At 67.9% G+C, this 21,131-nt stretch carries 22 protein-coding genes; 13 read left to right on the top strand and 9 right to left on the bottom strand.

Translation table 11 applies throughout. The features are described from left to right. The first annotated feature begins 610 nt into the window (after positions 1-610). Positions 611-1,114: an HtaA domain-containing protein gene (locus ACZYX4_RS15865; protein WP_463877623.1), complete on the top strand. Its 504-nt coding sequence runs from the start codon at positions 611-613 to the stop codon at positions 1,112-1,114. A 60-nt stretch (positions 1,115-1,174) separates the two neighbouring features. Here the strand turns inward: ACZYX4_RS15865 and ACZYX4_RS15860 are convergent, their stop codons facing one another. Continuing rightward, positions 1,175-2,350, bottom strand: a complete 1,176-nt coding sequence (locus ACZYX4_RS15860; RefSeq protein WP_463877627.1) for a zinc-dependent alcohol dehydrogenase — start codon at positions 2,348-2,350, stop codon at positions 1,175-1,177. Positions 2,351-2,480: 130 nt separating this feature from the next. Further along, the gene (locus ACZYX4_RS15855; RefSeq protein ID WP_463877620.1) at positions 2,481-2,747 is read right to left on the bottom strand and encodes a hypothetical protein; all 267 of its coding nucleotides are present in this window, start codon (positions 2,745-2,747) and stop codon (positions 2,481-2,483) included. 248 nt (positions 2,748-2,995) lie between these two features. Here ACZYX4_RS15855 and ACZYX4_RS15850 point away from each other — a divergent pair, with 248 nt between their 5' ends. Then, positions 2,996-3,298 carry a DUF4193 domain-containing protein gene (locus ACZYX4_RS15850; RefSeq protein ID WP_463877618.1) on the top strand — a complete coding sequence of 101 codons (303 nt, stop codon included), beginning with the start codon at positions 2,996-2,998 and terminating at the stop codon, positions 3,296-3,298. Positions 3,299-3,460: 162 nt separating this feature from the next. Here ACZYX4_RS15850 and ACZYX4_RS15845 read toward each other — a convergent pair whose 3' ends face one another. Further along, positions 3,461-4,459, bottom strand: a complete 999-nt coding sequence (locus ACZYX4_RS15845; protein ID WP_463877616.1) for a pirin family protein — start codon at positions 4,457-4,459, stop codon at positions 3,461-3,463. A 61-nt stretch (positions 4,460-4,520) separates the two neighbouring features. On the opposite strand from ACZYX4_RS15845, the gene ACZYX4_RS15840 reads away from it, so the two are divergent. Further along, positions 4,521-5,192, top strand: coding sequence for an alpha/beta hydrolase family protein (locus ACZYX4_RS15840; protein ID WP_463877613.1), 672 nt, complete (start codon positions 4,521-4,523; stop codon positions 5,190-5,192). A 92-nt stretch (positions 5,193-5,284) separates the two neighbouring features. Continuing rightward, positions 5,285-5,653, top strand: coding sequence for a hypothetical protein (locus tag ACZYX4_RS15835; RefSeq protein ID WP_463877611.1), 369 nt, complete (start codon positions 5,285-5,287; stop codon positions 5,651-5,653). 63 nt (positions 5,654-5,716) lie between these two features. Here the strand turns inward: ACZYX4_RS15835 and ACZYX4_RS15830 are convergent, their stop codons facing one another. Then, positions 5,717-5,947 (bottom strand): zinc-ribbon domain-containing protein, encoded by a 231-nt coding sequence (locus ACZYX4_RS15830; RefSeq protein WP_463877609.1) that lies wholly within the window; start codon positions 5,945-5,947, stop codon positions 5,717-5,719. 7 nt (positions 5,948-5,954) lie between these two features. Beyond that, positions 5,955-6,671, bottom strand: coding sequence for a TetR/AcrR family transcriptional regulator C-terminal domain-containing protein (locus tag ACZYX4_RS15825; protein ID WP_463877607.1), 717 nt, complete (start codon positions 6,669-6,671; stop codon positions 5,955-5,957). Between the two features lie 301 nt (positions 6,672-6,972). Here ACZYX4_RS15825 and ACZYX4_RS15820 point away from each other — a divergent pair, with 301 nt between their 5' ends. Both ACZYX4_RS15820 and ACZYX4_RS15815 read left to right on the top strand, forming a co-directional pair. Next, on the top strand, positions 6,973-7,245 hold the full coding sequence (locus tag ACZYX4_RS15820) for a hypothetical protein (protein WP_463877605.1): 273 nt from the start codon (positions 6,973-6,975) through the stop codon (positions 7,243-7,245). Between the two features lie 83 nt (positions 7,246-7,328). After that, a complete protein-coding gene (locus ACZYX4_RS15815) occupies positions 7,329-8,249 on the top strand; it encodes an amidohydrolase family protein (RefSeq protein WP_463877602.1) in 921 nt (306 codons plus the stop codon). Positions 8,250-8,256: 7 nt separating this feature from the next. Here ACZYX4_RS15815 and ligD read toward each other — a convergent pair whose 3' ends face one another. Continuing rightward, positions 8,257-9,279, bottom strand: a complete 1,023-nt coding sequence (ligD, locus tag ACZYX4_RS15810) for a non-homologous end-joining DNA ligase (protein ID WP_463877600.1) — start codon at positions 9,277-9,279, stop codon at positions 8,257-8,259. A 122-nt stretch (positions 9,280-9,401) separates the two neighbouring features. On the opposite strand from ligD, the gene arsD reads away from it, so the two are divergent. The 6 genes from arsD to ACZYX4_RS15780 all read left to right on the top strand — a co-directional run bounded on the left by arsD (position 9,402) and on the right by ACZYX4_RS15780 (position 15,755). Further along, positions 9,402-9,794, top strand: coding sequence for an arsenite efflux transporter metallochaperone ArsD (gene arsD, locus ACZYX4_RS15805; RefSeq protein ID WP_463877598.1), 393 nt, complete (start codon positions 9,402-9,404; stop codon positions 9,792-9,794). Positions 9,795-9,800: 6 nt separating this feature from the next. Further along, positions 9,801-11,561, top strand: a complete 1,761-nt coding sequence (gene arsA, locus ACZYX4_RS15800) for an arsenical pump-driving ATPase (protein ID WP_463877596.1) — start codon at positions 9,801-9,803, stop codon at positions 11,559-11,561. A 136-nt stretch (positions 11,562-11,697) separates the two neighbouring features. Next, on the top strand, positions 11,698-12,789 hold the full coding sequence (gene arsB, locus ACZYX4_RS15795; protein WP_463877625.1) for an ACR3 family arsenite efflux transporter: 1,092 nt from the start codon (positions 11,698-11,700) through the stop codon (positions 12,787-12,789). A gap of 32 nt (positions 12,790-12,821) precedes the next feature. After that, positions 12,822-13,244, top strand: coding sequence for an arsenate reductase ArsC (locus ACZYX4_RS15790; protein WP_463877594.1), 423 nt, complete (start codon positions 12,822-12,824; stop codon positions 13,242-13,244). A gap of 66 nt (positions 13,245-13,310) precedes the next feature. Further along, a complete protein-coding gene (trxB, locus tag ACZYX4_RS15785; RefSeq protein ID WP_463877591.1) occupies positions 13,311-14,318 on the top strand; it encodes a thioredoxin-disulfide reductase in 1,008 nt (335 codons plus the stop codon). 114 nt (positions 14,319-14,432) lie between these two features. Continuing rightward, entirely contained in the window at positions 14,433-15,755 is a 1,323-nt protein-coding gene (locus tag ACZYX4_RS15780; RefSeq protein WP_463877589.1) for a nicotinate phosphoribosyltransferase, read from the top strand. Here ACZYX4_RS15780 and ACZYX4_RS15775 read toward each other — a convergent pair. The 3 genes from ACZYX4_RS15775 to hrpB form a co-directional block, all read right to left on the bottom strand. After that, positions 15,746-16,045 carry a hypothetical protein gene (locus tag ACZYX4_RS15775; protein ID WP_463877586.1) on the bottom strand — a complete coding sequence of 100 codons (300 nt, stop codon included), beginning with the start codon at positions 16,043-16,045 and terminating at the stop codon, positions 15,746-15,748. The genes ACZYX4_RS15780 and ACZYX4_RS15775 overlap by 10 nt on opposite strands. Further along, a complete protein-coding gene (locus ACZYX4_RS15770; protein ID WP_463877584.1) occupies positions 16,042-16,314 on the bottom strand; it encodes a hypothetical protein in 273 nt (90 codons plus the stop codon). Before ACZYX4_RS15770 ends, ACZYX4_RS15775 begins: the two co-directional genes overlap by 4 nt. A 105-nt stretch (positions 16,315-16,419) precedes the next feature. Beyond that, positions 16,420-19,101, bottom strand: coding sequence for an ATP-dependent helicase HrpB (gene hrpB, locus ACZYX4_RS15765; protein ID WP_463877582.1), 2,682 nt, complete (start codon positions 19,099-19,101; stop codon positions 16,420-16,422). A gap of 149 nt (positions 19,102-19,250) precedes the next feature. Between hrpB and ACZYX4_RS15760 the strand changes: the two genes are divergently transcribed. After that, positions 19,251-20,765 carry a CYTH and CHAD domain-containing protein gene (locus ACZYX4_RS15760; protein ID WP_463877581.1) on the top strand — a complete coding sequence of 505 codons (1,515 nt, stop codon included), beginning with the start codon at positions 19,251-19,253 and terminating at the stop codon, positions 20,763-20,765. The last annotated feature ends 366 nt before the right edge of the window (positions 20,766-21,131 follow it).

The following is a 21,131-nucleotide window of genomic DNA, read 5'->3' as shown; positions in this document are numbered from 1 at the left end:
TACCGAAACCCCGACAACTACAAATCGCGTATCCTCTTGAGAAGTGCAGCCCGGATAGCCGCATGAGCAATCATCTCAGCAGACCATTCCCCGGGAACCTTGAAGAGCCGCGTTGAGCGGATCGGCACCGGCACCCCGGCCCACAGAACAGGACGGGAAGCAAATTCCCGGATACCTATTTGGCATTTATTGTCCGCAGGGCTCAACTGCCGCATATTTCCCAAGCGAACACTGGAATGGGCGTTACAGCGTCGCGCTCCCGCTTTTCCAGGGGTCCGGCAAAGTCGATAATTCCTTTCGTCCTCCCCGGAACGGCGAGAAGCCAGATTTCCGCAGTGCGACGTCACACCCCGCGCCAAGCGGCGCACCAATTCCCCGGTAAACCAGCGGATGTTGCAGGGCGTGGCAGGCTGCTTTTTCGGCGACGCGAGGCAGCGTCCCGAACGGGCACTTTTCCACGTGAACCACCGGCCTGCCAGGGCAGCCCGGTGCTGTCTGCACGCGCAAAGAATTACCCCGGATGTCACGCCACCCGGGCGCCACTTCATCCGGGGGCGCAATCCGCCGCTAGGCTCAGAGGGACCAGCTTTTCACCCACAGGAGAACCTACGTGAACCCAGCGTCCGCTTCACCCGCTCCGCTGCCTGCGCCGGGCCTGAGCTGGGGCATCAAGCGCAGCTTCATCGACTACATCACCAGCCTGCCGGACGGGTCCGTTTCGGCGACCGACGGGGCGACGGTGGCCGATACCTCACTGTTCTGCTTCAGCCCCGCATCGAACGACTACGACGTCGCGCGCGGCACCGGCGTGCTCCGCTTCAAAGGTGATGTCCGGCTCGCCGGCCACCACGGCATGCTGCTGGTCCGGCTGCTGGATCCATGGATCACCTTCACGAGCGGCAGCGGCGTGCTCTCCATCAGCACCGGCGACGGCGGCGGCCAGGACCGCACCGTCGTCGGCTTCCTCAGCCCGTCGAAGCCCCGGAACGACGACGGCTCCCTGGTCTGGGAACACGTCGACGTCGTCATCTCCCCGGAAGGGTCCGACCTGTTCGACGGCCAGTATGCCGCCGGGCAGGCGATGGATCCTGTCGTCATCCGGGTGGTCGTCTAGAAGAACCGCGGGTCTGGTGCCCCAGCCCCGTCAGTGTCTGGCCCAGGGTCTCGCCTGCACCTACGGCTTCAGGACAACCTTGATGCAGCCGTCTTCCTTTTTCTGGAACATTTCGTAGGCGGCCGCGGCGCCGTCGAGGGAGACCTCGTGCGTCTTCAGGTCCATGACGCCAAGCGGGTCGCTCGGGTCTTCCACCATTGGCAGCAACTCGTCGGTCCAGCGGCGGACGTTGCACTGCCCCATCCGGAACTGCAGCTGCTTGTCGAACATGGTGAGCAGCGGCATCGGACTGGCCGTGCCCCCGTAGACTCCGCTGAGCGACACGGTGCCGCCGCGGCGGACCGAATCGATGGCGGCGTACAGCACCGACATGCGGTCCACGCCGGCCGTCTCCATCACCTTCTTGGCCAGGGCGTCCGGAAGCAGGCCGACCGCGTTCTGGGCGAAAGCACCGACCGGGGAGCCGTGCGCTTCCATCCCCACCGCGTCAAGAACGGCGTCGGGACCCCGGCCTTCGGTCAGCTCCCGCAGCTGGTCACCGACGTCCTTGGTGAAGTCAATGGTCTCGATGCCGTGGCGCTGGGCCATCTTACGGCGTTCCGGCACGGGTTCGACAGCAATAACCCGGTGCCCCAGGTGGCGTCCGATCCGGCTGGCGAACTGGCCCACGGGGCCAAGACCGAAGACGGCGAGGGTGCCCCCGGCGGGGACGTCCGCGTAATTCACGCCCTGCCAAGCGGTGGGGAGGATGTCCGAGAGGTAGAGATAGCGCTCGTCAGGCAGTTCGTGGCCCACCTTGATCGGACCATAGTCGGCATGCGGAACCCGCAGGAATTCAGCCTGGCCGCCGGGCACTGAGCCGTAGAGCTCGGAGAAACCGAGCAGGCTGGCCCCGCTGTTGTGCGAATGCACCTGCGTCGTCTCGCACTGGGACTGGAGCCCCCGCTTGCACATCCAGCAGTGCCCGCAGGAGATGTTGAAGGGAATCACGACGCGGTCTCCGGGCTTGAGGTTCGTGACGTCGGCGCCAACCTCCTGCACAATGCCCATGGGCTCGTGGCCCAGGATGTCGCCCGCCTTCAAGTACGGCCCCAGCACCTCGTAAAGGTGGAGGTCCGAACCGCAGATCGCAGAGGAAGTGATCTTAACGATGGCGTCCGTCGACTCGCGGATGACCGGGTCCGGCACGTTCTCGACGCTGACTTTGCGTTTGCCCTGCCAGGTAAGTGCTCTCATCATGACTCCTTCGCGTTAAGCTGAATACTAAGCATGCTGAGTATTTAGCCTAACGCGGCAGGTCAGACGTAACAAGTACCGGGGAAAGCTGAAGCCCGACGCCGGCCCCGGTGGGGCGGCCGCCGGATTCCTAAACGTCGCCGCGGGCTTGCGGCACCGGGGCAGCGGAACCAAAAAGCCACCCGGAGACGTCGCTGCGCAAAACAAAGTGGGGTCCACCCGTGGCACTGACGCTGCCGGTGGAAACGTAGTACCCGCGGCCCGCTCCCGGACCGCCCGCCGCACGGTCGAGGGCATCGGTGAGCAGCCTCGGCAGGTGCCCTGCCGGGCCAAGGGCCCGGAGTCCGTCAAATTCCTCTGGCGTGAGCCTTCCGAGTACTGCGGCGATATCGGCCATCACGGCTCCCTTCTGGCGGACGGTGCTTGAAGAATCAGCCTAGGACCGCGGCATGAACGGCACGTGAAATCCGGACGACGATCATCGAACACCTGCAAGGCCCCGGCGGCGGCCACGCACCGGCGGGGTGATTGCCGGTGTTGTGAGTGTCACTGCACACAGTGCCCCTACACCAGGCAAATTAACGGATGGATGCTGTACCGTTCAATCCCGGGAAACCCAGAACAACGGAATCGAGAATTAACCAGGTGGCAACCGACTATGACGAAGTCCGATCCGACGTTGCGGAATCACGCAACGCCTCGCTGGAGGCCCTGCGCTCCGCGAACGCTCCGGACGCCCGCAGCGTAACCCGCGAGCTCGATGAGGCTGACACCTCCGAAGGTGTGGAACTGCCGGGCGCCGACCTGTCCGGCGAGGAACTGACGGTCACCGTCATTCCGCAGAAGGAAGACGAGTTCACGTGCTACTCCTGCTTCCTCGTCCGGCACCGCTCGCAACTCGCCCGCCAGAAGGCTGGGCATTCGTACTGCGCTGACTGCATGAGCTAACCGGCGACCCGCATAATCCAACGCCGCCGGGCGTGGCTGACTCCGCTGCGGATGGCCAGTTGGCCTCGACAGCTCCGGCACCGGCAAGACCGGTGCCGGAGCTCGTTCGTAGCGCGGCCAGTGCGGGTTGGGTCGGCTGCACAGGGGACAGCCTCAGCGGTCTCAGTCACGCGGGCGGAGCCGGGCGTTCGGGAGTGCAGGAGCCGGCAGCGGAGCGGGTTCACCCGCGGGGAAAGTGCCGAACCGCGGGTCCGCCGTTGCCATCCCGACGGCAGCGGGTGCGTCCTCGGCGCCGATTTCTGCTTGCCACTGCGCCCGGTACCCGATGATTTCTTCGTGGCTGCGTCCCACGAAGTTCCACCACATCACGATCTGCTCGCCCAGGGGCACGCCTCCGATCAGGAGAACGCGCAGCGGTTCGACGCCGGCCGCCAGGGTCAGGGAGGTGCGCCCGGCCGGCAGGTAGGCGAGGTGGTCCTTGGTGACGCGGTGGCCATCCACCGTGAGGGCTCCGGTGTCAACCAGCAGACCGTGTTCAAAGGACGGGTCCGTGTCCACGCTCAGGGTGGCCCCCGCATCCAGCAGGATCTCGGCGCCGAGCAGCGGCGTGTGGGTGGTGACCGGCGAGGTGGAACCGGCTATGGATCCCAGGAAGACCCGCAGAATCCAGCCGGTTCCGGACAGTGGTTCGGGGCGGTAGTGCTCAAAGGTGGGCTCCATCTGGCGGGCGCTGTCTGGCAGTGCCACCCACAGCTGCGCACCGTGCAGCACGTCGGTCCCGGCGGTGGAAAATTCGGAGTGGCTGATGCCTCCTCCGGCAGTCATCAGGTTGACCTCGCCGGGCCGCACCGCTGCATGGAAACCGGCCGAGTCGCGGTGCTCAATCTCACCGGTAAAGAGCCAGCTGACCGTCTGCAGGCCCGTGTGCGGGTGGCGCGGCACGTGCATGCCCCCGGACTCCCCGACCCGGTCCGGGCCGTAGTGGTCCAGGAAGCACCAGGCGCCGATGAGGCTCCGCCGGCGCTGCGGCAGCGTGCGTCTGACATCCATGGCCCGAGGCCCGCCCAGCGGGACCTGCCGGGGCAGGAGAATTTCCACGCCCACGCAGCTGTCGTCCGTTTCGCAAAGGATCTCCTGGGGTGCCACCTCGGTGTTGCTCATAACGACAGCCTAGCCATCGCAGGACGGTATCCGCGGCCTGCGCAGGCGTCATGATGGAGTTATGACCACCCCCGAGTTGCCCGTCACGATCAACGTGGGCGAATCCGCTGTTTCAGGCGTCTACGCCCGCCCCGGGACGCCGTCCGCCACCCTGGTCGTCGCCCACGGAGCGGGGGCCGGCATGGAGCACCCGTTCCTGGCCGGATTCACCCGCGCCCTGAACGGGCTGGGGATCGCCACGCTCCGCTTCAACTTCCCCTACCGGGAGGTGGGACGGAAATTCCCCGACAGGCCTCCGGCAGCGATTGCGGCCTGGCGCGCGGCCATGGCTGACGCCGCTGCCCGGTCAGCGGGCGAGCCGCTCTGGGCCGGGGGCAAGTCCTTCGGCGGACGGATGGCCTCGATGGCGGTTGCCGAGGGGATGCCATCGGCCGGACTCGTCTTCCTCGGCTACCCGCTCCATCCCCCGGGAAAGCCGGAAAAAATCCGTGATGAGCACCTTTACGGCCTGACCCTGCCGATGCTGTTCCTGCAGGGCACGCTCGACCCGTTTGCCACGCCCGAACTGCTGGAGGCTGTGGTGGCCCGGATCGGTCCGACAGCAACGCTGAAGTGGCGCGACGGCGGCGGCCACACTTTCGATGTCAAAGGGACCAAACGCAGCACGGAGGAGGTCGGGGCATCGCTGGCGGGATCCGCGGCGGACTTCATCGCTGCGCACCGCCACAGCTGAGGCATAGGCAGGGGCCGGATGGCCCTGCCGCGCTGGGGTTCCGGGGCCAACGCCTCTGGCGCTCCCCCGCGCAGGGCACCTACGGTCGTGGCATGACTGAAGCTCTTTCGTCTCTCGCGGAGACGTTCAAAAACGTGGGTGTGTCCATGGCCTATGGCCCGGTGGTGACCGTGGACGGTGCGGAACTGATCCCGGTGGCCCTGGTGTCCTTCGGCTTCGGCGGCGGAGGGAACTCCGGGTCCGTTGCCGAAGGCGAAGCTGCCGGTGGGGACGGCGGCGGCGCGGCTGCCGGAGGCGGCGGAGGCGGCTTTGCGCTCCCGCTGGGCGTGTACTGCCGGGGACGTGACGGGCAGGTGGCGTTCCGGCCCAACAGCATTGCCCTCCTTGCCGCGCTGGTTCCGCTCGTGTGCGCCCTCGGATTCGCGGTCCGCGGAGTGCTCCGCACCCTCCGCCGCCGCTGACTCCAGCGGGGTGCCCGCGCACTCCGGTGCGCCCCTGCGGCGACCCAGCGGCGCCTGCGCACGCTAGCGTGCGAGAGAGTTCTTCTGCCGCCGCGTGAGGCTGTTGACCGTTCCGCAGTGCGAGCATGTGATGCGGTAGGACCGCGAGGTGGTGAACACCGGGATGAAGAAGAGCGTGAACCGGGTGGAACGCTCTTCCAGCCTGTGGTGAACGAACTGCCCACAGCGCTGGCAACTGGCCGGACGGCCGGGCAGGGGGTGCTGGACAGTCTTGAGTCCGAAGAGAAGGAACATCGTGTCCTCAGTCTTTCTTGATCGGTGGCGCGGAATGGTGGGCCGCGAGCCCTGACAGCAGGATGGTTATTCCCTCATCCAGCTCCGCGGCACCGTCATAGGCGGCGAGCTGGGGAGCCAGGGCACGCAGCCGCGGGAACTCCTTCGGCGGGAGGCGGTGCAGGCCAAGACGCAGCAGGGCCTCATTCTCATCGGGGTCCACGACGAATTCCTGGAGTTCGTTGAGGATGTGGCCGTAGAGAAATCCGTAGTAGGCGCGATAGACGTGCAGGGCATCGGAAGCGCTAAAGCCGGCGCCGATCAGCAGACCCAGAATTTGCTCCAGCGGCCGGAGGGTGCCCAGCGGGCGGAGACCCAGCGGTGTCGAGAGCGGGCGGGTCACCAGGAGCGGAACCACATTGGGGTGGCGGAGCGCGAGCAGCCGGAGGTCGTGGGCGATGCGCCGCAACTGTCCCTGCCAGTCCGGGTCGTCCCCGAAGATGGCCAGCTCGTCCAGGACGAGCTCGGTGACGCCGTCCAGGAGGGCGGCCCGGTTGGCTGCGTAACGGTACAGACCCATCGGATCCCGGTGCAGGGCCTGACCCAGCCGGCGCATGGTCAACGCCTCCAGCCCCTCGTCGTCGACAAGTTTCAGGGCGGCGGCCAGAACGACCTCACGGCTGAGGCGGTTCTTCCGGGCGCCACTGCCGGCGTCATCGCCTGCTGGTTGCTGCGGGGATGTCATGGTGTGTGCAACTTCCTCAACGTTGGCCAAGGCGCCGCGACCGCTGCACCTCTTGCCTAATGCGTAGTCTACGCGTAAAATCTACAATGTAGACATTCCGCGATGGCGAGTTCCGGGATAGAGCTCCCCCGGCCCGCCCCACGGCCTGTCGGGACCGCCTGCTGACTGGCCCCCGGGAACTTCGGGCCAGCCCGGCCTGGTTTTCGGTCCCACCGCTTCGGCGCCTTGTGCGCGCCGCCGAAGGACACGCTGCTGTAGCCGAACGGCAGCATTCACTGCACAGTACGGAAGAGAGCCGACCATGGCCGCTTCACTGACTGCCTCTGCCCACATCGACCGCTTCCTCGCCGAGGCAACCATCGAAGGCGCCGACGACGGCAACGCGCTGAGGAAAGACCAGCTCTACGGTCTCTACATCAGCTGGTGCCTGTTGCACAACGCCGCACCGCACCCGGTCTCCGGCTTCTGGGCCGCCCTGAAGGCCCACCGCATCAAGCCCGGCCGCAGCGGGCTCCGCATGGCGGGACCAGCAGCCACCGATTACATCCTGGCGACGTATCCGGCACTGAACTGACCGGAGCCCGGGCCACACCCCTCCTTCGGCGCGTCAGCCCGGTGTACGGCACGGCGCGACACGCGGCGTGACAAGCTGTTGACGTGAACAACGCGATGAAAGAGCCCGTGGAGACGATGCGGGATGCTGACGTACCGCAGTGGTGGGATCGGCTCGGGCTTCCGGGCCTGATCGATATCCATACGCACTTCCTTCCGGAACGGATGCTGCGTCGGGTGTGGGCGCACTTCGATGAGGCCGGTCCCCTCATCGGCCGCCCCTGGCCCATCACCTACCGCACGGACGAGGCGAGCAGGCTGGCCCGGCTGCGCCAGCTGGGGCTGCGCCATTTCACCGCGCTGACCTATGCGCACCGCCCCGGCATGGCGGCGGACCTCACCGATTTTGCCCTCGAACTGGCCGCGGCGGAGCCCGACTGTGTCCCGAGCGCCACGTTTTTCCCCGAGGACGGCGTCCTGGACCAGGTGCGGTCGGCCCTGGAACGCGGCGCGCGGGTCTTCAAGATCCACGCACAGGTGGGCGGATTCGATCTGCGCGAGCCGGTCCTCGACCCGGTCTGGGGCCTGCTGGCCGAGACCGGTGTTCCGGTCGTTGTGCATGTGGGCAGCGGTCCGGTTCCGCGGCCCGGATTCACGGGCCCGGACAAGCTGGAAGGTGTTCTGCGCCGCCATCCCCAACTGACCGCCGTCGTCGCCCACCTGGGAGCCCCTGAGTACGGCGAGTTCCTGGACCTGGCGGAGGGCTACCCCCGCGTTCACCTGGACACCACCATGGTCTTTACGGACTTCTTCGAAGCCGCCGCACCCTTCCCGCCCCAGCTCCTGCCGCGGCTGGCCGCGATGCCGGAGCGGATTGTGCTCGGCAGCGACTTCCCGAACATCCCGTACCCCTATGCCCATCAGCTGGAAGCGCTGGAACGGCTCCGGGACAAGGAGCCCCGGCTCGACGACGACTGGCTGCGCGAGGTCTGCTGGTTCAACGGCCAGCGGCTGCTGGGCGTCTGAGCCCGCCCTACTCCTTGTTCCTGGCCCGGCTGGGCTGCACCCGCATCGGCTCGCCCGGCATTTTCGGGAAGTCCGGCGGGAACGGCAGCTCACCGAGCCCGGCCGCGAGGTCACGCTCCCACCACTGCAGCAGAACGTCGATGGTGCCCTGCTTCGCCTGCATCTGCGCCCAGGGGTCGCCGGTGGCCTTGAGCCGTTGCGGCACCGTAAGAATGGTGAAGTCCTTCGTGGTGATGTGCTCCAGCTCCTCCCAGCCGATCGGGCAGGAAACGGTGGCGGCGGGCAGGGCACGCGGACTGTAGGCCCCGGCCATCGTGCGGTCCCGGTTCGCCTGGTTAAAGTCGACGAAGATCCTCGCGCCCCGTTCTTCCTTCCACCAGGCAGTGGTGACCTTGTCGGGCATCCGCCGCTCAAGTTCGCGGGCGGCTGCGATGACGGCGTGCCGCACCTCAAGGAACTCATGACTGGGTTCGATCGGGGCGAACACATGCAGTCCCCGGTTGCCGGAGGTCTTGAGAAAGGACTCCAGCCCGGCCTCGGACAGAATGGAGCGCAGTTCCTGTGCGGCGGGCACGGCCTCCTCGAATCCGGTGCCCGGCTGCGGGTCGAGGTCAACCCGAAGCTGGTCCGGGTTGTCCGGATTGCCGGCCCGTGAGGCCCAGGGATGAAACACCACCGTGTTCATCTGCACCGCCCAGACAGCGGCGGCAATCTCGTCGATCACAAGCTGCGGATGCGAGCGTCCGCTGGGATACACCACCATCACCGAGCGCACAAAGCCAGGGGCGCCCCGTGGCGGATTCTTCGAGAAGAACTGCTCGCCGTCGATGGTGTCGCCGAACCGCTGGAGCGTCACGGGCCGGTTGCCGTTCGCCGCCAGGAAGGCGTCGCCGACGTCGACAATGTACCGGGCGAGGTCCAGCTTCGTCAGCCCGAGCTCCGGCCACAGGACCCTGCCGGGACTGGAAATCCGCAGGTCCCGCTGCCCGCTGGGGCTGTCGACCGCGATGGTTGCTTCTTCCTTGGCCATGGGGACAAAGTACTCCCAGACCAGGGACAACTGAATAGCCCGGCCACAATGGCAGCGAATCTATCGACAAGGCTCGATATACTGGACACGCATTCACCTGCACCTAGGCCAAGGAGAACCACATGCCTGCTATCCACATCTACGAATCCGCACTGTGCTGCGACACCGGCGTCTGCGGCCCCGACGTCGACCAGTCCCTCCTTGAGGTCACTGCCGACGTGCGCCACCTCCAGAGCCTCGGTGCTGACATCGCCCGCCACAACCTTGCGAGCGATCCCACCGCCTTTGCCGCCGACGAGTCCGTCCGCGGATTCCTGCACACCGTCGGCTCCAAGGGACTTCCCCTGACCATGGTCGACGGCGTCACGGTCGCCATCGGCAGCTACCCGAGCCGGGAGCAGCTGCTCAGCTTCGCGGGCCTCGCCGGCGGGGCTCCGGCAGAGGACCGGATCCGCCCCGACCTGGGCCTCAGCGAGAAGTCCGGCTGCTGCGGCGGCTCAACGAGCTGCTGCTAGACCGGCATGAAGTTCCTCCAGAACACGCCCCGTTTCCTGTTCTTCACCGGCAAGGGCGGCGTCGGCAAGACCTCCGTCGCCTGCGCCACCGCCCTGGGCCTGGCCCGGGCCGGCAAGCAGGTCCTCCTGGTCAGCACCGATCCCGCGTCCAACGTGGGGCAGGTGTTCGGCGTCACTGTCGGGAACACCATCACGCCCATTCCCGCGGCGCCCGGCCTTCTCGCGCTGGAAATTGATCCGGAACAGGCCGCCGCAGCGTACCGGGAACGGATCATCGCCCCCGTCCGGGGACTCCTGCCGGAGAGTGAACTGGCAAGCATCGCCGAGGGGCTCTCGGGCTCCTGCACGACGGAAGTTGCCTCGTTCGACGAGTTCACCAACCTGCTCGCCGACGACACGGCTTATAAGGCGTACGACCACATCGTTTTTGACACCGCACCCACCGGCCACACCATCCGGCTGCTGCAACTGCCCGGGTCGTGGACGGACTTCCTCGATGCGGGCAAGGGCGATCCGTCCTGCCTTGGCCCCCTGTCCGGGCTAGAGAAGCACAAACAGGTTTACGCCAGGGCCGTCCAGACCCTCACCGACCCCGCCCGAACGCGCCTCGTGCTGGTCGCACGGGCCCAGACCTCCTCACTGACGGAGATCGAGCGGACCTTCCTGGAACTCAACCAGATCGGTATTGCCGGCGGATTTGTTGTCATCAACGGTGTCCTGCCGCACAGCGTCGGGGACGAACCGCTGGCACAGGCCGTGCGGAGCCGCGAAACAGCGGCCATCGCCGCCATGTCCGGCAGTATTGCCGCACTCCCCCGCGACGTCCTGGAACTGAAAGCCGGCAACATGGTCGGCACTCCGGCGCTGGAAACCCTGTTCTCACCGGACAGATTCGCGGCCACCGCCACGGCTGCCCCGCCCGCGGCGGAACTCAAGGAGGCCGCCCTGGCGGACCTTGTCGATGAGATGGAACGCGACGGGCACGGACTCGTAATGTGCATGGGCAAGGGCGGTGTCGGCAAGACCACCGTCGCCGCGGCGCTCGCGGTTGCCCTGGCCAACCGCGGCCACGCCGTGCATCTCACCACCACCGATCCCGCCGCCCACCTCACCGAAACGCTGCACGGTTCCATCCCGGGCCTGACGGTCTCACGCATCGATCCCGTGACTGCGATCCAGGAGTACCGCGACCATGTGATGACCACCAAGGGGCACACCCTTGACGCCGACGGGCGTGCCGCCCTCGCCGAGGACCTGCTCTCCCCGTGCACCGAAGAGGTCGCCGTCTTCCGGCAGTTCTCCCAAGTGGTCCGGGAATCCCGCCGCAATTTCGTAGTGATGGACACCGCACCGACCGGACACACGCTCCTGCTCCTGGACGCCACCGGTTCGTACCACCGCGAGATCGCCCGGCAGGTCGGCAGCACCATGGGGTTCGTGACCCCGCTGATGCGGCTCCAGGATCCGGCCCAGACCAAGGTACTGCTCATCACTCTGGCGGAGACCACTCCGGTGCTGGAGGCCCAGGGACTGCAGGAGGACCTGGAACGGGCAGGTATCCATCCGTGGGCCTGGGTGATCAACAACTCCCTTGCCGCCTCCCGCCCGCAGACCCCCTTCCTGCAGGCCCGGGCCGCCGCCGAGATCCCGGAAATCACCAGGGTCCGCGCATTGGCCGACAGGATCGCGCTCGTGCCCCTGCTGGCCACCGAACCGATCGGCGAAGAAAAGCTCACGGCACTGACGTCCATTCCGCAGCCGGCCTGAGGATCCGGAGGTGTTTCCACAGTGTTCATCCTGCCCACCGCCGCACAGATTGACATTCATCGATGTGATTTGGAAGAGTTCATATCGACATTCATCAATTTAGCGTAATGCTGAGCAGCACAGGAGCCCCGTGAGCATCCAGACCAACCCGCCACCCACCCTTGATGGCGGGGCTGCCGTCGTCGGCAAGCTCTCCACGCTGGACCGTTTCCTGCCGGTGTGGATCGTTGCCGCCATGGTCCTGGGACTGCTCCTGGGCAGTTTCATCCCGGGGCTCAATACCGCGCTGGAGACCGTCAAGGTCGGCCAGGTGTCCCTGCCGATCGCGGTCGGGCTGCTGGTGATGATGTACCCGGTGCTGGCCAAGGTCCGCTACGACCAGGCCCACCGCGTGATCGGGGACCGCAAGCTCATGATCACCTCCCTGGTGCTGAACTGGGTGCTGGCGCCGGCGTTCATGTTTGCCCTGGCCTGGATCTTCATCCCGGACCTGCCTGAATACCGGACCGGCCTGATCATCGTGGGCCTGGCCCGCTGCATCGCCATGGTGATGATCTGGAACGACCTCGCGTGCGGGGACCGCGAAGCCGCTGCCGTCCTCGTGGCCATCAACTCCGTCTTCCAGGTCTTCGCGTTCGGCGCCCTGGGCTGGTTCTACCTCCAGGCGCTGCCCACCATGCTGGGCCTGCCGACCACCAGCGCTGACTTCTCGTTCTGGGCGATCACCGCATCGGTGCTCGTGTTCCTGGGGATCCCGCTGCTGGCCGGCTTCCTCACCCGCACGATCGGCGAAAAGGCCAAGGGCCGCGACTGGTACGAAACCACGTTCCTGCCCAGGCTCGGCCCGTGGGCGCTGTACGGCCTCCTCTTCACGATCACCCTGCTCTTCGCCCTGCAGGGCGGCACCATCACCTCCCGGCCGCTGGACGTCGTCCGGATCGCCCTGCCGCTGCTGGTCTACTTCCTCGTGGTCTTCGGCGCCGGCATGCTGATCGGCAAGTGGCTGGATCTGGGCTACGCCAAAACCACCACCCTGGCATTCACCGCCGCCGGCAACAACTTCGAACTCGCCATCGCCGTGGCCATCGGAACCTTCGGCGTCACCTCCGGCCAGGCCCTCGCCGGCGTCGTCGGGCCCTTGATCGAAGTCCCGGTTCTTGTTGCACTGGTCTATGTGGCCCTCTGGGCCCGCACCCGCTTCTTCACGCCCGCCGCCGTCGTGCGCTGAACTCCCACCCCGTCGAACCCCAGGAGACCCGAATGAGCCCCGAAACCGCCAAGAAGCCTTCCGTCCTGTTTGTCTGTGTCCACAACGCGGGCCGCTCCCAGATGGCCGCCGCGTTCCTCACCACCCTGGGCCGGGGCGCCATCGAGGTCCGTTCCGCCGGCTCCCAGCCCGCCGAGGCGGTCAACCCGGCCGCCGTCGAGGCCATGGCCGAACTCGGCATCGACATGTCCGCCGAGATCCCCAAGGTCCTCACCACCGAAGCCGTGAAGGAATCCGACGTCGTCATCACCATGGGCTGCGGCGACACCTGCCCGATCTTCCCGGGCAAGCGCTACGAGGACTGGGAACTCGAGGACCCGGCCGGCCAGGGCGTCGAGTCCGTCCGCCCGATCCGCGACGACATCAAGACCCGCATCGAGGACCTCATCGCCTCCCTCGTCCCCGCCGCCAAGTAACCGGCACCAAGACCAACCGATACCAAGACCACCCGGTACCAAGACCAACCGCCAAGGAGCACGACCATGAGCGCTGACACCGTAAACCCTGACACCGGTCCCGCTGAACAGCTGATCATCATCGGGTCCGGCCCTGCCGGCTACACCGCGGCGATCTACGCCGCCCGGGCCGGCCTGAAACCGCTGGTCATCGCCGGAGCGGTCACCGCGGGAGGCGCCCTGATGAACACCACCGAGGTGGAAAACTTCCCCGGCTTCCCCGGCGGCATCCAGGGCCCCGAGCTCATGGACGGGCTCCAGGCCCAGGCCGAGAAATTCGGCGCACAGGTGGTGTTCGACGACGTCACCGAAGTCCGGCTCACCGGCCACCTCAAGCGCGTGGTCACGGCAGCCGGGGAGGCGCACGAGGCGCCGGCCGTCATCCTCGCCACCGGCTCCGCTTACAAGGAACTCGGCCTGCCGGAGGAGAAGAAGTTCAGCGGGCACGGGCTCTCCTGGTGCGCGACCTGCGACGGGTTCTTCTTCCGGGACCAGGACATCATCGTCGTCGGCGGCGGGGACTCGGCCATGGAGGAAGCGACGTTCCTGACCCGCTTCGGGCGGTCCGTCACGGTCGTGGTCCGCAAGGGCGAGCTCCGGGCCTCCCGGATCATGGCCCAGCGCGCCAAGGACAACCCCAAGATCAGCTTCGCGTGGAACTCCGCCATCACCGCCATCCACGGCGACACCAAGGTCACCGGCGTCACCCTGACCGACACCCGCACCGGCGACACCCGGGAACAGGCCGCCACCGGCATCTTCGTCGCGATCGGGCATGTCCCGCGCACCGAACTGCTGCACGGCCAGGTGGAGCTCGACGCCGAGGGCTACATCACGGTCGACTCGCCCACCACGGTCACCAACCTCTCCGGCGTCTTCGCGTGCGGGGACGCCGTGGACCACCGCTACCGCCAGGCCATCACCGCTGCCGGCACCGGCTGCGCTGCGGCCCTGGACGCCGAACGGTACCTCGCCGCACTGGACGACGCCGACAGCATCGCCACCGCCCTCGTCGAGGAACCCACCCATTCCTGAGAACGGTACGAAGCCGGCCGTCCTGTCCGTCTGCAGCCGGAACGGCGGCGGTCCGTCGGCACCGGCGGCAGACGCTCCGGGCTGACCCCCGCCCGGGGAGGGCTAGGGTGAATCATGGACACCTCGCCGGCGTGGGACCGCCACAGTTCGTCCCTCTACACCGACCACTACGAACTGACCATGCTGCAGGCGGCAATGCACTCCGGGGCCGCGGAGCGCGGGACCGTGTTCGAGGCGTTCGCCCGCGGACTGCCGGAGGGGCGCCGGTACGGGATCGTGGCCGGAACCGGGCGCCTGCTTGAGGGCCTCGCCGGTTTCCGCTTCGGTCCCGCGGAGCTGGAGTTCCTGGACCGGACCGGCGTTGTCAATGCCGACACCCTGGCCCGCCTCGCGGACTTCCGGTTCTCCGGCGACATCTGGGGATACCCCGAGGGAGAGGCCTACTTCCCCTACTCCCCCGTCCTGATCGTGGAATCCACCTTCGCCGAGGCCTGCATCCTGGAGACGTTCGTACTGTCCGTTCTCAACCATGACAGTGCCATAGCCTCGGCGGCGTCCCGGATGGTGAGCGCGGCAGGCGGACGGCCCTGCATTGAAATGGGTTCGCGCAGGGCCCAGGAGGAAGCCGCCGCCGCGGCTGCCCGGGCCGCCGTCATTGCGGGCTTCGCCGGAACGTCGAACCTGGAAGCCGGCCGGCGCTTCGGCCTCCGGACCGTCGGCACAGCAGCGCATTCCTTCATCCTTTTGCACGACACCGAACGCGACGCGTTCCGGGCGCAGCTGGAATCGCTCGGACCCGGGACCACGCTGCTGGTGGACACCTTCGACGTCGAAGCGGCCGTCCGGACAGCCGTCGAACTCGCCGGCGACACGCTGGGGGCGGTGCGGCTCGATTCCGGCGACCTGATGGCGCAGGCCCGGTGGGTCCGTGAGCTGCTGGACAGCCTGGGCAACGTGCACACGAAAATCGTCGTCACGTCCGATCTCGACGAATATTCCGTTGCGGCGCTCCAGGCCGCACCGGCTGACTCGTACGGCATTGGTACGGCGCTGGTCACGGGTTCCGGCGCCCCCACCGCCGGCATGGTCTACAAGCTGGTCGGCCGCACCAACGACGCCGGGGAGTACATCGCGGTCGCTAAGAGTTCCAAGAACAAGATCAACGTTGGCGGACGGAAACATGCGGTGCGCCGGCTCGACGGCGAGGGCACGGCCACTCACGAAGTCCTCGGGGTTGGCCACCCGCCGGCGGAGGAACCGAACGGCAGGCCGCTGCTGCAGCAGTTCATCCGGGATGGAGAGCTCCTTCCCGGATGGACCGGACCGGAGGCCGTGGTGCGGGCCCGGCGCCGGCACGCCGAGACGATGGCAGAACTGCCCGCCGTCGTGAACCGGCTCCAGCGCGGCGAACCCGCGATTCCGACCATCTACGCGTGAGGGCGGCGCCGTGCGCGCCGGAATCCTTCCGGCAGTTCCGCGGGACCCGCGGAGTGGCCGTTGCGGCGGTCCAGCTCATCGGTGACCAGCCGCAACAGCGTTCCGGCGGACTCCGAGAGATCCCTGCCGTTCTCCGGCGCGGCCACCTCGACGCACTGAAGCAGCGCCGAGCGGAGGCGCACCAGCTGCGGGGACGGTACCCGGGGCCAGCGGCGGAAAGAATCGAACATCAGTTCCGCACCGTGGGCATGGGCGGTCGATCGGTGGCTGCCGGCCAGTTCCGGCCTCATGCTGCACGCTTCCGGCCGGCGGGGCCGGCTCCGAGCAGGCGGCGCCCCTGCCATCCCGAATCGCGGATCATCGCGACAGCTTCCGGGTCGGCGGCGGTGAGATTCCGCAGGTCCACGACAGAGTCGAGACCGGAACCAAACGAACCTGCCCGGCGGGCAACTGCAATAAGGCTTGCGACGTTCTGAACGGTGAGCTGGCCCACCGGTGATACGAGTGCGGATTCCGAACTGAGGTCAACAGCGACAGTGATGCCGAGTTTGCTGGTCATGATAAAAGATCCCCTGTGAAGCATGTACGGCCGACTGCATGACCACTCCTAGGATACCCAACCCACCGTGAGTCGCGTCACAATGACGTAACAGCCGCCCGTGCTTCAGTTCCGGTTCTTGGCCCGGGCGGTCGCCGGCGCCGTCCACGGATCCTCCGGCCACGGGTGCCGGGGGTATCGGCCACGCATCTCGGCACGGACCTGCGCGTAGGGTCCGGACCAGAACGAGGCCAGGTCGTCCGTCACGGCCAGGGGCCGCCGGGCCGGCGACAGCAGATGGAACAGAACCGGCACCCGGCCGCTTACGAGGCGCGGCGTCCGGTCCCAGCCGAAGCACTCCTGGAGCTTGACGGCAACCACCGGGCGGGCGCCGTCGTCGCCGACGTCGGGGTAGTCGATTTTGACCCAGGAACCGCTCGGCACCTCCAGCCGTTCCGGGACCAGCTCCCCGAGCCGGGCGGCGTCGGGCCAGGGCAGCAGTCGCCGCAGGGGATCGGCCAGGTCGATCCCGCTCGTGGCAGCCCCGCCGGCCAGCGCCTCAAGTTCCGGTGCGAGCCACTCACTCAGGCGGGCCAGCAACGCCGGCTCGGACACATCCGGCCATGGGTCCCCGAGTTCCCGGCGCAGCAGGGCAAGCCGGCGGCGCAAGGCGTCGGCCGCCGTCGACCATCCAATCGTTCCCAGCCCTTCCTTTTCCAGCGCCCGGGCTACTGCCGCCCGGCCGTCTGCGGCGGAGGGACGTACCGGCGTGGAGGAAAGGACGATCGCGCCCAGCCGGCGCACCTTCCGGGCAGTGACCCGGCCCTGGCTGAACATGGCCTCTACGGTCTCGCTCAGGAGGTGCCGGGCGGCGGCTTCGGCTGTGTCGGCCGTCAGCGGCGCTGCCGAACGGATGACAGCTCCCGTGCCGGCCGCATCGCGCCCCTGGGCCCGGGAGACTTCGGCGACGGCGAGCCATTCGTGTCCGGACAGGGAGCTTCCGGCCGGGAGCCCGGCCCGGGTCCCGGAGGTGAGCAGGTAGCGCTCCGGGCCGTCTCCGGGAACCCGGCGCGCCACACGGTCCGGGAAGGCGAGGGCAACGACGACCCCGACAGCCTCCCGGGGGGTGACTGCGGCCGCGATGGGCGGGGCTGCGACGCCGGCGCGCTCCTGCCGTGCGATGGTCTCCATCCGCCGGACGTCATCCGACCAGCGCCGGGACCCCGGATCCCTGCCCGTGCGCAGGGCCGCCAAAAGGCGGGAGAGATCGGCGCCGGGGGCGCGCTGGTCCCCCGCGACCAGCGCGACGGCTTCCGCGGCGGCGCGGTTCCCCACGGCGGCCGCCCCGTCCAGCAGGGCCCGGGCCAGCCGGGGATCGGCGGGTACCCTGGCCAGGGCCTTGCCGAGATCCGTGGCCAGGCCGTCCGGTGCCACCGCGCCGAGTTCCCGCAGCACCTCAACGGCTTCGTCCATCGCGGACGGCGGCGGGGCGTCCGGCAGTGACAGCCCGCGGCCGCCGGGCGATCCCCAGCACGCCAGGACCAGGGCGGCGCCGGTGAGGTCAGCGACGGCGATCTCCGGCGTCGGGTGGGCCGGCGCGGCGCCGTAGGTTTTTTGGTCGTAGCAGCGGACCACCCGTCCCGGTCCCTGGCGGGCTGCCCGCCCGGCGCGCTGCTCGGCGGAAGCGCGGGAGCAGGATACGGTCACCAGCCCGGACATTCCTCGGCCTGCGTCCCGCCGCGGCTCCCGGGACAGCCCGGAGTCGATGACCAGCCGGACTCCCGGGACTGTCAGCGAGGACTCGGCGAGCGACGTCGACACGATGATCCGTGCGCTGCCGCCGGGTTCCCGGCCGGACACGGCGCGGTCCTGCTCTGCCGGGCCGATCTGCCCATGCAGTTCCATAACCTCAGCGCGAGTGCGGCCGCGCAGCCGGGCCGCGACGTACGACGCTTCCCGCGCCCCCGGGACGAACACCAGTGCGTCAATGTCCGGGCCGGACGCGAGTACTTCAGCATGCGACGAGGCGGCGGTGTCGGCCACATGGTCCAGGAAGGCCCGGGTCACTCCGCGCTCATCCAGCCGGGGAACCGCGGCCGGTACCCAGTCCACCGCCAACGGGTGCAGCGCGGACGGACAGTTGACGACGGGCGCCGGGCGGCCGGCGTCGTGGTCCGCCGCCTCGTGATCCTCCGCGTCGCCGCCCGCTCCGATGAGGGCGGCGAAGCGCGGCGCGTCCAGCGTCGCGGACATGGCGACAAGAGCGAGGTCGCCCCGCAACTGGCGGACTTCGGTGAGCATGCCGAGGAGCAGGTCGGTTTCGAGGCCGCGTTCATGCACTTCATCGAGGATCACGGCGCTGGCGGTCTCCAGTCCCGGATCCGCGAGCAGGCGGTTCAACAGGATGCCCGGGGTGACAAATTCGATCAGGGCGCCCGGGCCGGTCTGGCGTTCGCCGCGGACCGTGTACCCGACCCGGTCCCCCAGCCGGCTGCCGTCCAGCGCAGCGAGCCGCCGGGCCGCAGAGCGCGCGGCGACCCGGCGCGGCTGGGTGACAATGATGCGTGCGTTGACCCTGTTTCCCCGCTGTCCTGCTGCACTTAAAGCGATGTTGGCCAGCAGCGGAGGGACCAGCGTTGTCTTGCCGGTGCCCGGCGGCGCCTGCACCACCGCGGTCGCACCCGGGCCGCCGGTCCGCAGTGCCTCGGTCAGTTCGCCGAGCGAGTGCCCGAAGGCCAGGCCGGACCCAATGACCTCCAGCTTGAACGGTGCGGGAGCAAGGGTCAGCGGAACAGCCGGAGTAGTCACACCTCCATTGTCCCCACAAAGCCGGGACACCGTTTTCCGCCCGGACCTGCTGTCCGGTCCACGGTCGTTCCTGCACCGAACGCGGCTTCGCGTCGATACCGGGACTTTCGACTCATGCGGCTCGATCTGCGGCGGGCCTAGTCTGGTCTATGACCGACACTGACATGCTCGAGGTAGAGCGAAAATACGACGTCGGCGAGGATGACGAACTGCCGTTTCTGGAGTCGCTGCCCGGGGTGGACCGGGTGGGGCCACCTGAGGACGAAGCCCTCGACGCCGTCTACTTCGATACAGCCGGCCTGGCGCTGGCGTCCCGCGGGATCACCCTGCGGCGGCGGACCGGTGGACATGACGACGGATGGCACTTGAAACTCCCTGTCGCGGTCGGGGAACGTCAGGAATTCACGGTGCAGTTCGGCAAGAATCCGGAGTCGGTGCCCCGGCGGCTGCGGCGGCTCGTTCAGGTCCATACGAGGGACCAGGACGTGATTCCGGTAGCACGGCTGAACACCCGGCGCACCACGCAGCGGCTCTTTGCGTCCGATGGTACCGCTCTGGCTGATTTCAGCGATGACCGGGTGGATGCACAGACCCTGCAGGAGCCGCAGGCACACTCCACCTGGCGGGAATGGGAAATCGAACTCATCGACGGCCCCAGGCGGCTGCTCAAAGGCGCCGACGCGTTGCTCGCTGAAACGGGCCGCCACAAGGCGGCGCTGCCATCCAAACTCGCCCGCGGCTTGGGCGAACGCTATCCCGCGGGCGACAAACCCGCACCCGCGCCGGAACCCAAGGGACCAGCTTCGGCAGTGCTCCTTTCCTATCTGGGCCAGCAGGTCGAGGCACTCAAAAAGCACGACCCCGGGATCCGGGAAAACAAGCCGGACGCCGTCCACCAGCTCCGGGTGGCCGCCCGCCGGATCCGGTCCGCGCTCGCAACCTTCCGGACACTTGCCGACCGCGACGTCACCGGATCGCTGCGCTCAGAGCTTCAATGGCTTGCCGGCAGCGTGGGTGAGGCCCGGGACAATGAGGTGATGCGGGCCCGGCTGCTGGACTTGATCGGCGCCGAGCCGCCGGACCTCCTGCTGGGTCCTGTTGCGCGGCAGATCGAAAAGCATTTCGATGCTGCGGCCCACAATGCCCGCGCGAAGGGCCTGGCCGCGTTGAAGAGTGCCCGCTACTTCCGGCTGCTCGATGCGCTGGATGCCTTCCTGGCGGAACCGCCGCTGACCGAAACCGCAGGAACGGAAGCTTTGCAGACGGTGGGCCGGCTCGTTGAGAAGCAGCGCAAGCGCCTAAAGAAAGAGGTCCGCGCCCTCGACCCCGATTCCGACAGTCCGGCCGCGGACGCTGCACTCCATGAAGTCCGGAAAAGCGCCAAGCGGCTGCGCTATGCGGCGGAAGCGGCCGCCCCGGTTTTCGGAAAACGGGCCACCACGGTTGCACGGGCTGCCGAAGAGATCCAGGAGATCCTGGGCGACCACCATGACAGTGCCGTCACCCGGGAGCTGCTGCAGGAGTTGGCCGCCAGCCACCGCGGAAAAAGTGCATTCACTTACGGGCGGCTGCACGCCCTGGAACAAGTGGCCGGTGAGGAATCCCGCGAGCGTTTCTTCCGCACGTGGACCTCGTCTCCGCCCGGGCCGCTCCGCTGGAAATAGGCGGCTGCTGGTCCCCCGGTGGCAACCGGACCTCCCGATCAGCGACCCGGCTGTGGAATGACCAGCACGGGCCCGGTTCAGACCGGCCACGTCCGCCCCGACCGATCCCGCCGGCATCCGCTCTGCATCACGCCGCCGTCGGCTGATCCATGGTTCATGGGGGAAGTGATCCGAAGCTCTGGGCTGTCAGTGCAGCGGGCATAGGATCCGCGGCGCTGGACGCCTATTCCATCGCCGGCGCCCTCCAGACTCTCGTGTGGAATCCGCTGGCCGCTGTCCCCGGCGCAACTCTTGGCGAAATCTACACAGCCATCGACGACGCCGGTGAATCCCTGGGCGCTCCACGCATGACCGACGTGACCGCCG

The organism is Pseudarthrobacter leeuwenhoeki, from assembly GCF_055412885.1.
The sequence above is the reverse complement of the archived record's forward strand: the minus strand, read 5'-3'. Positions and strand labels throughout refer to the sequence as shown.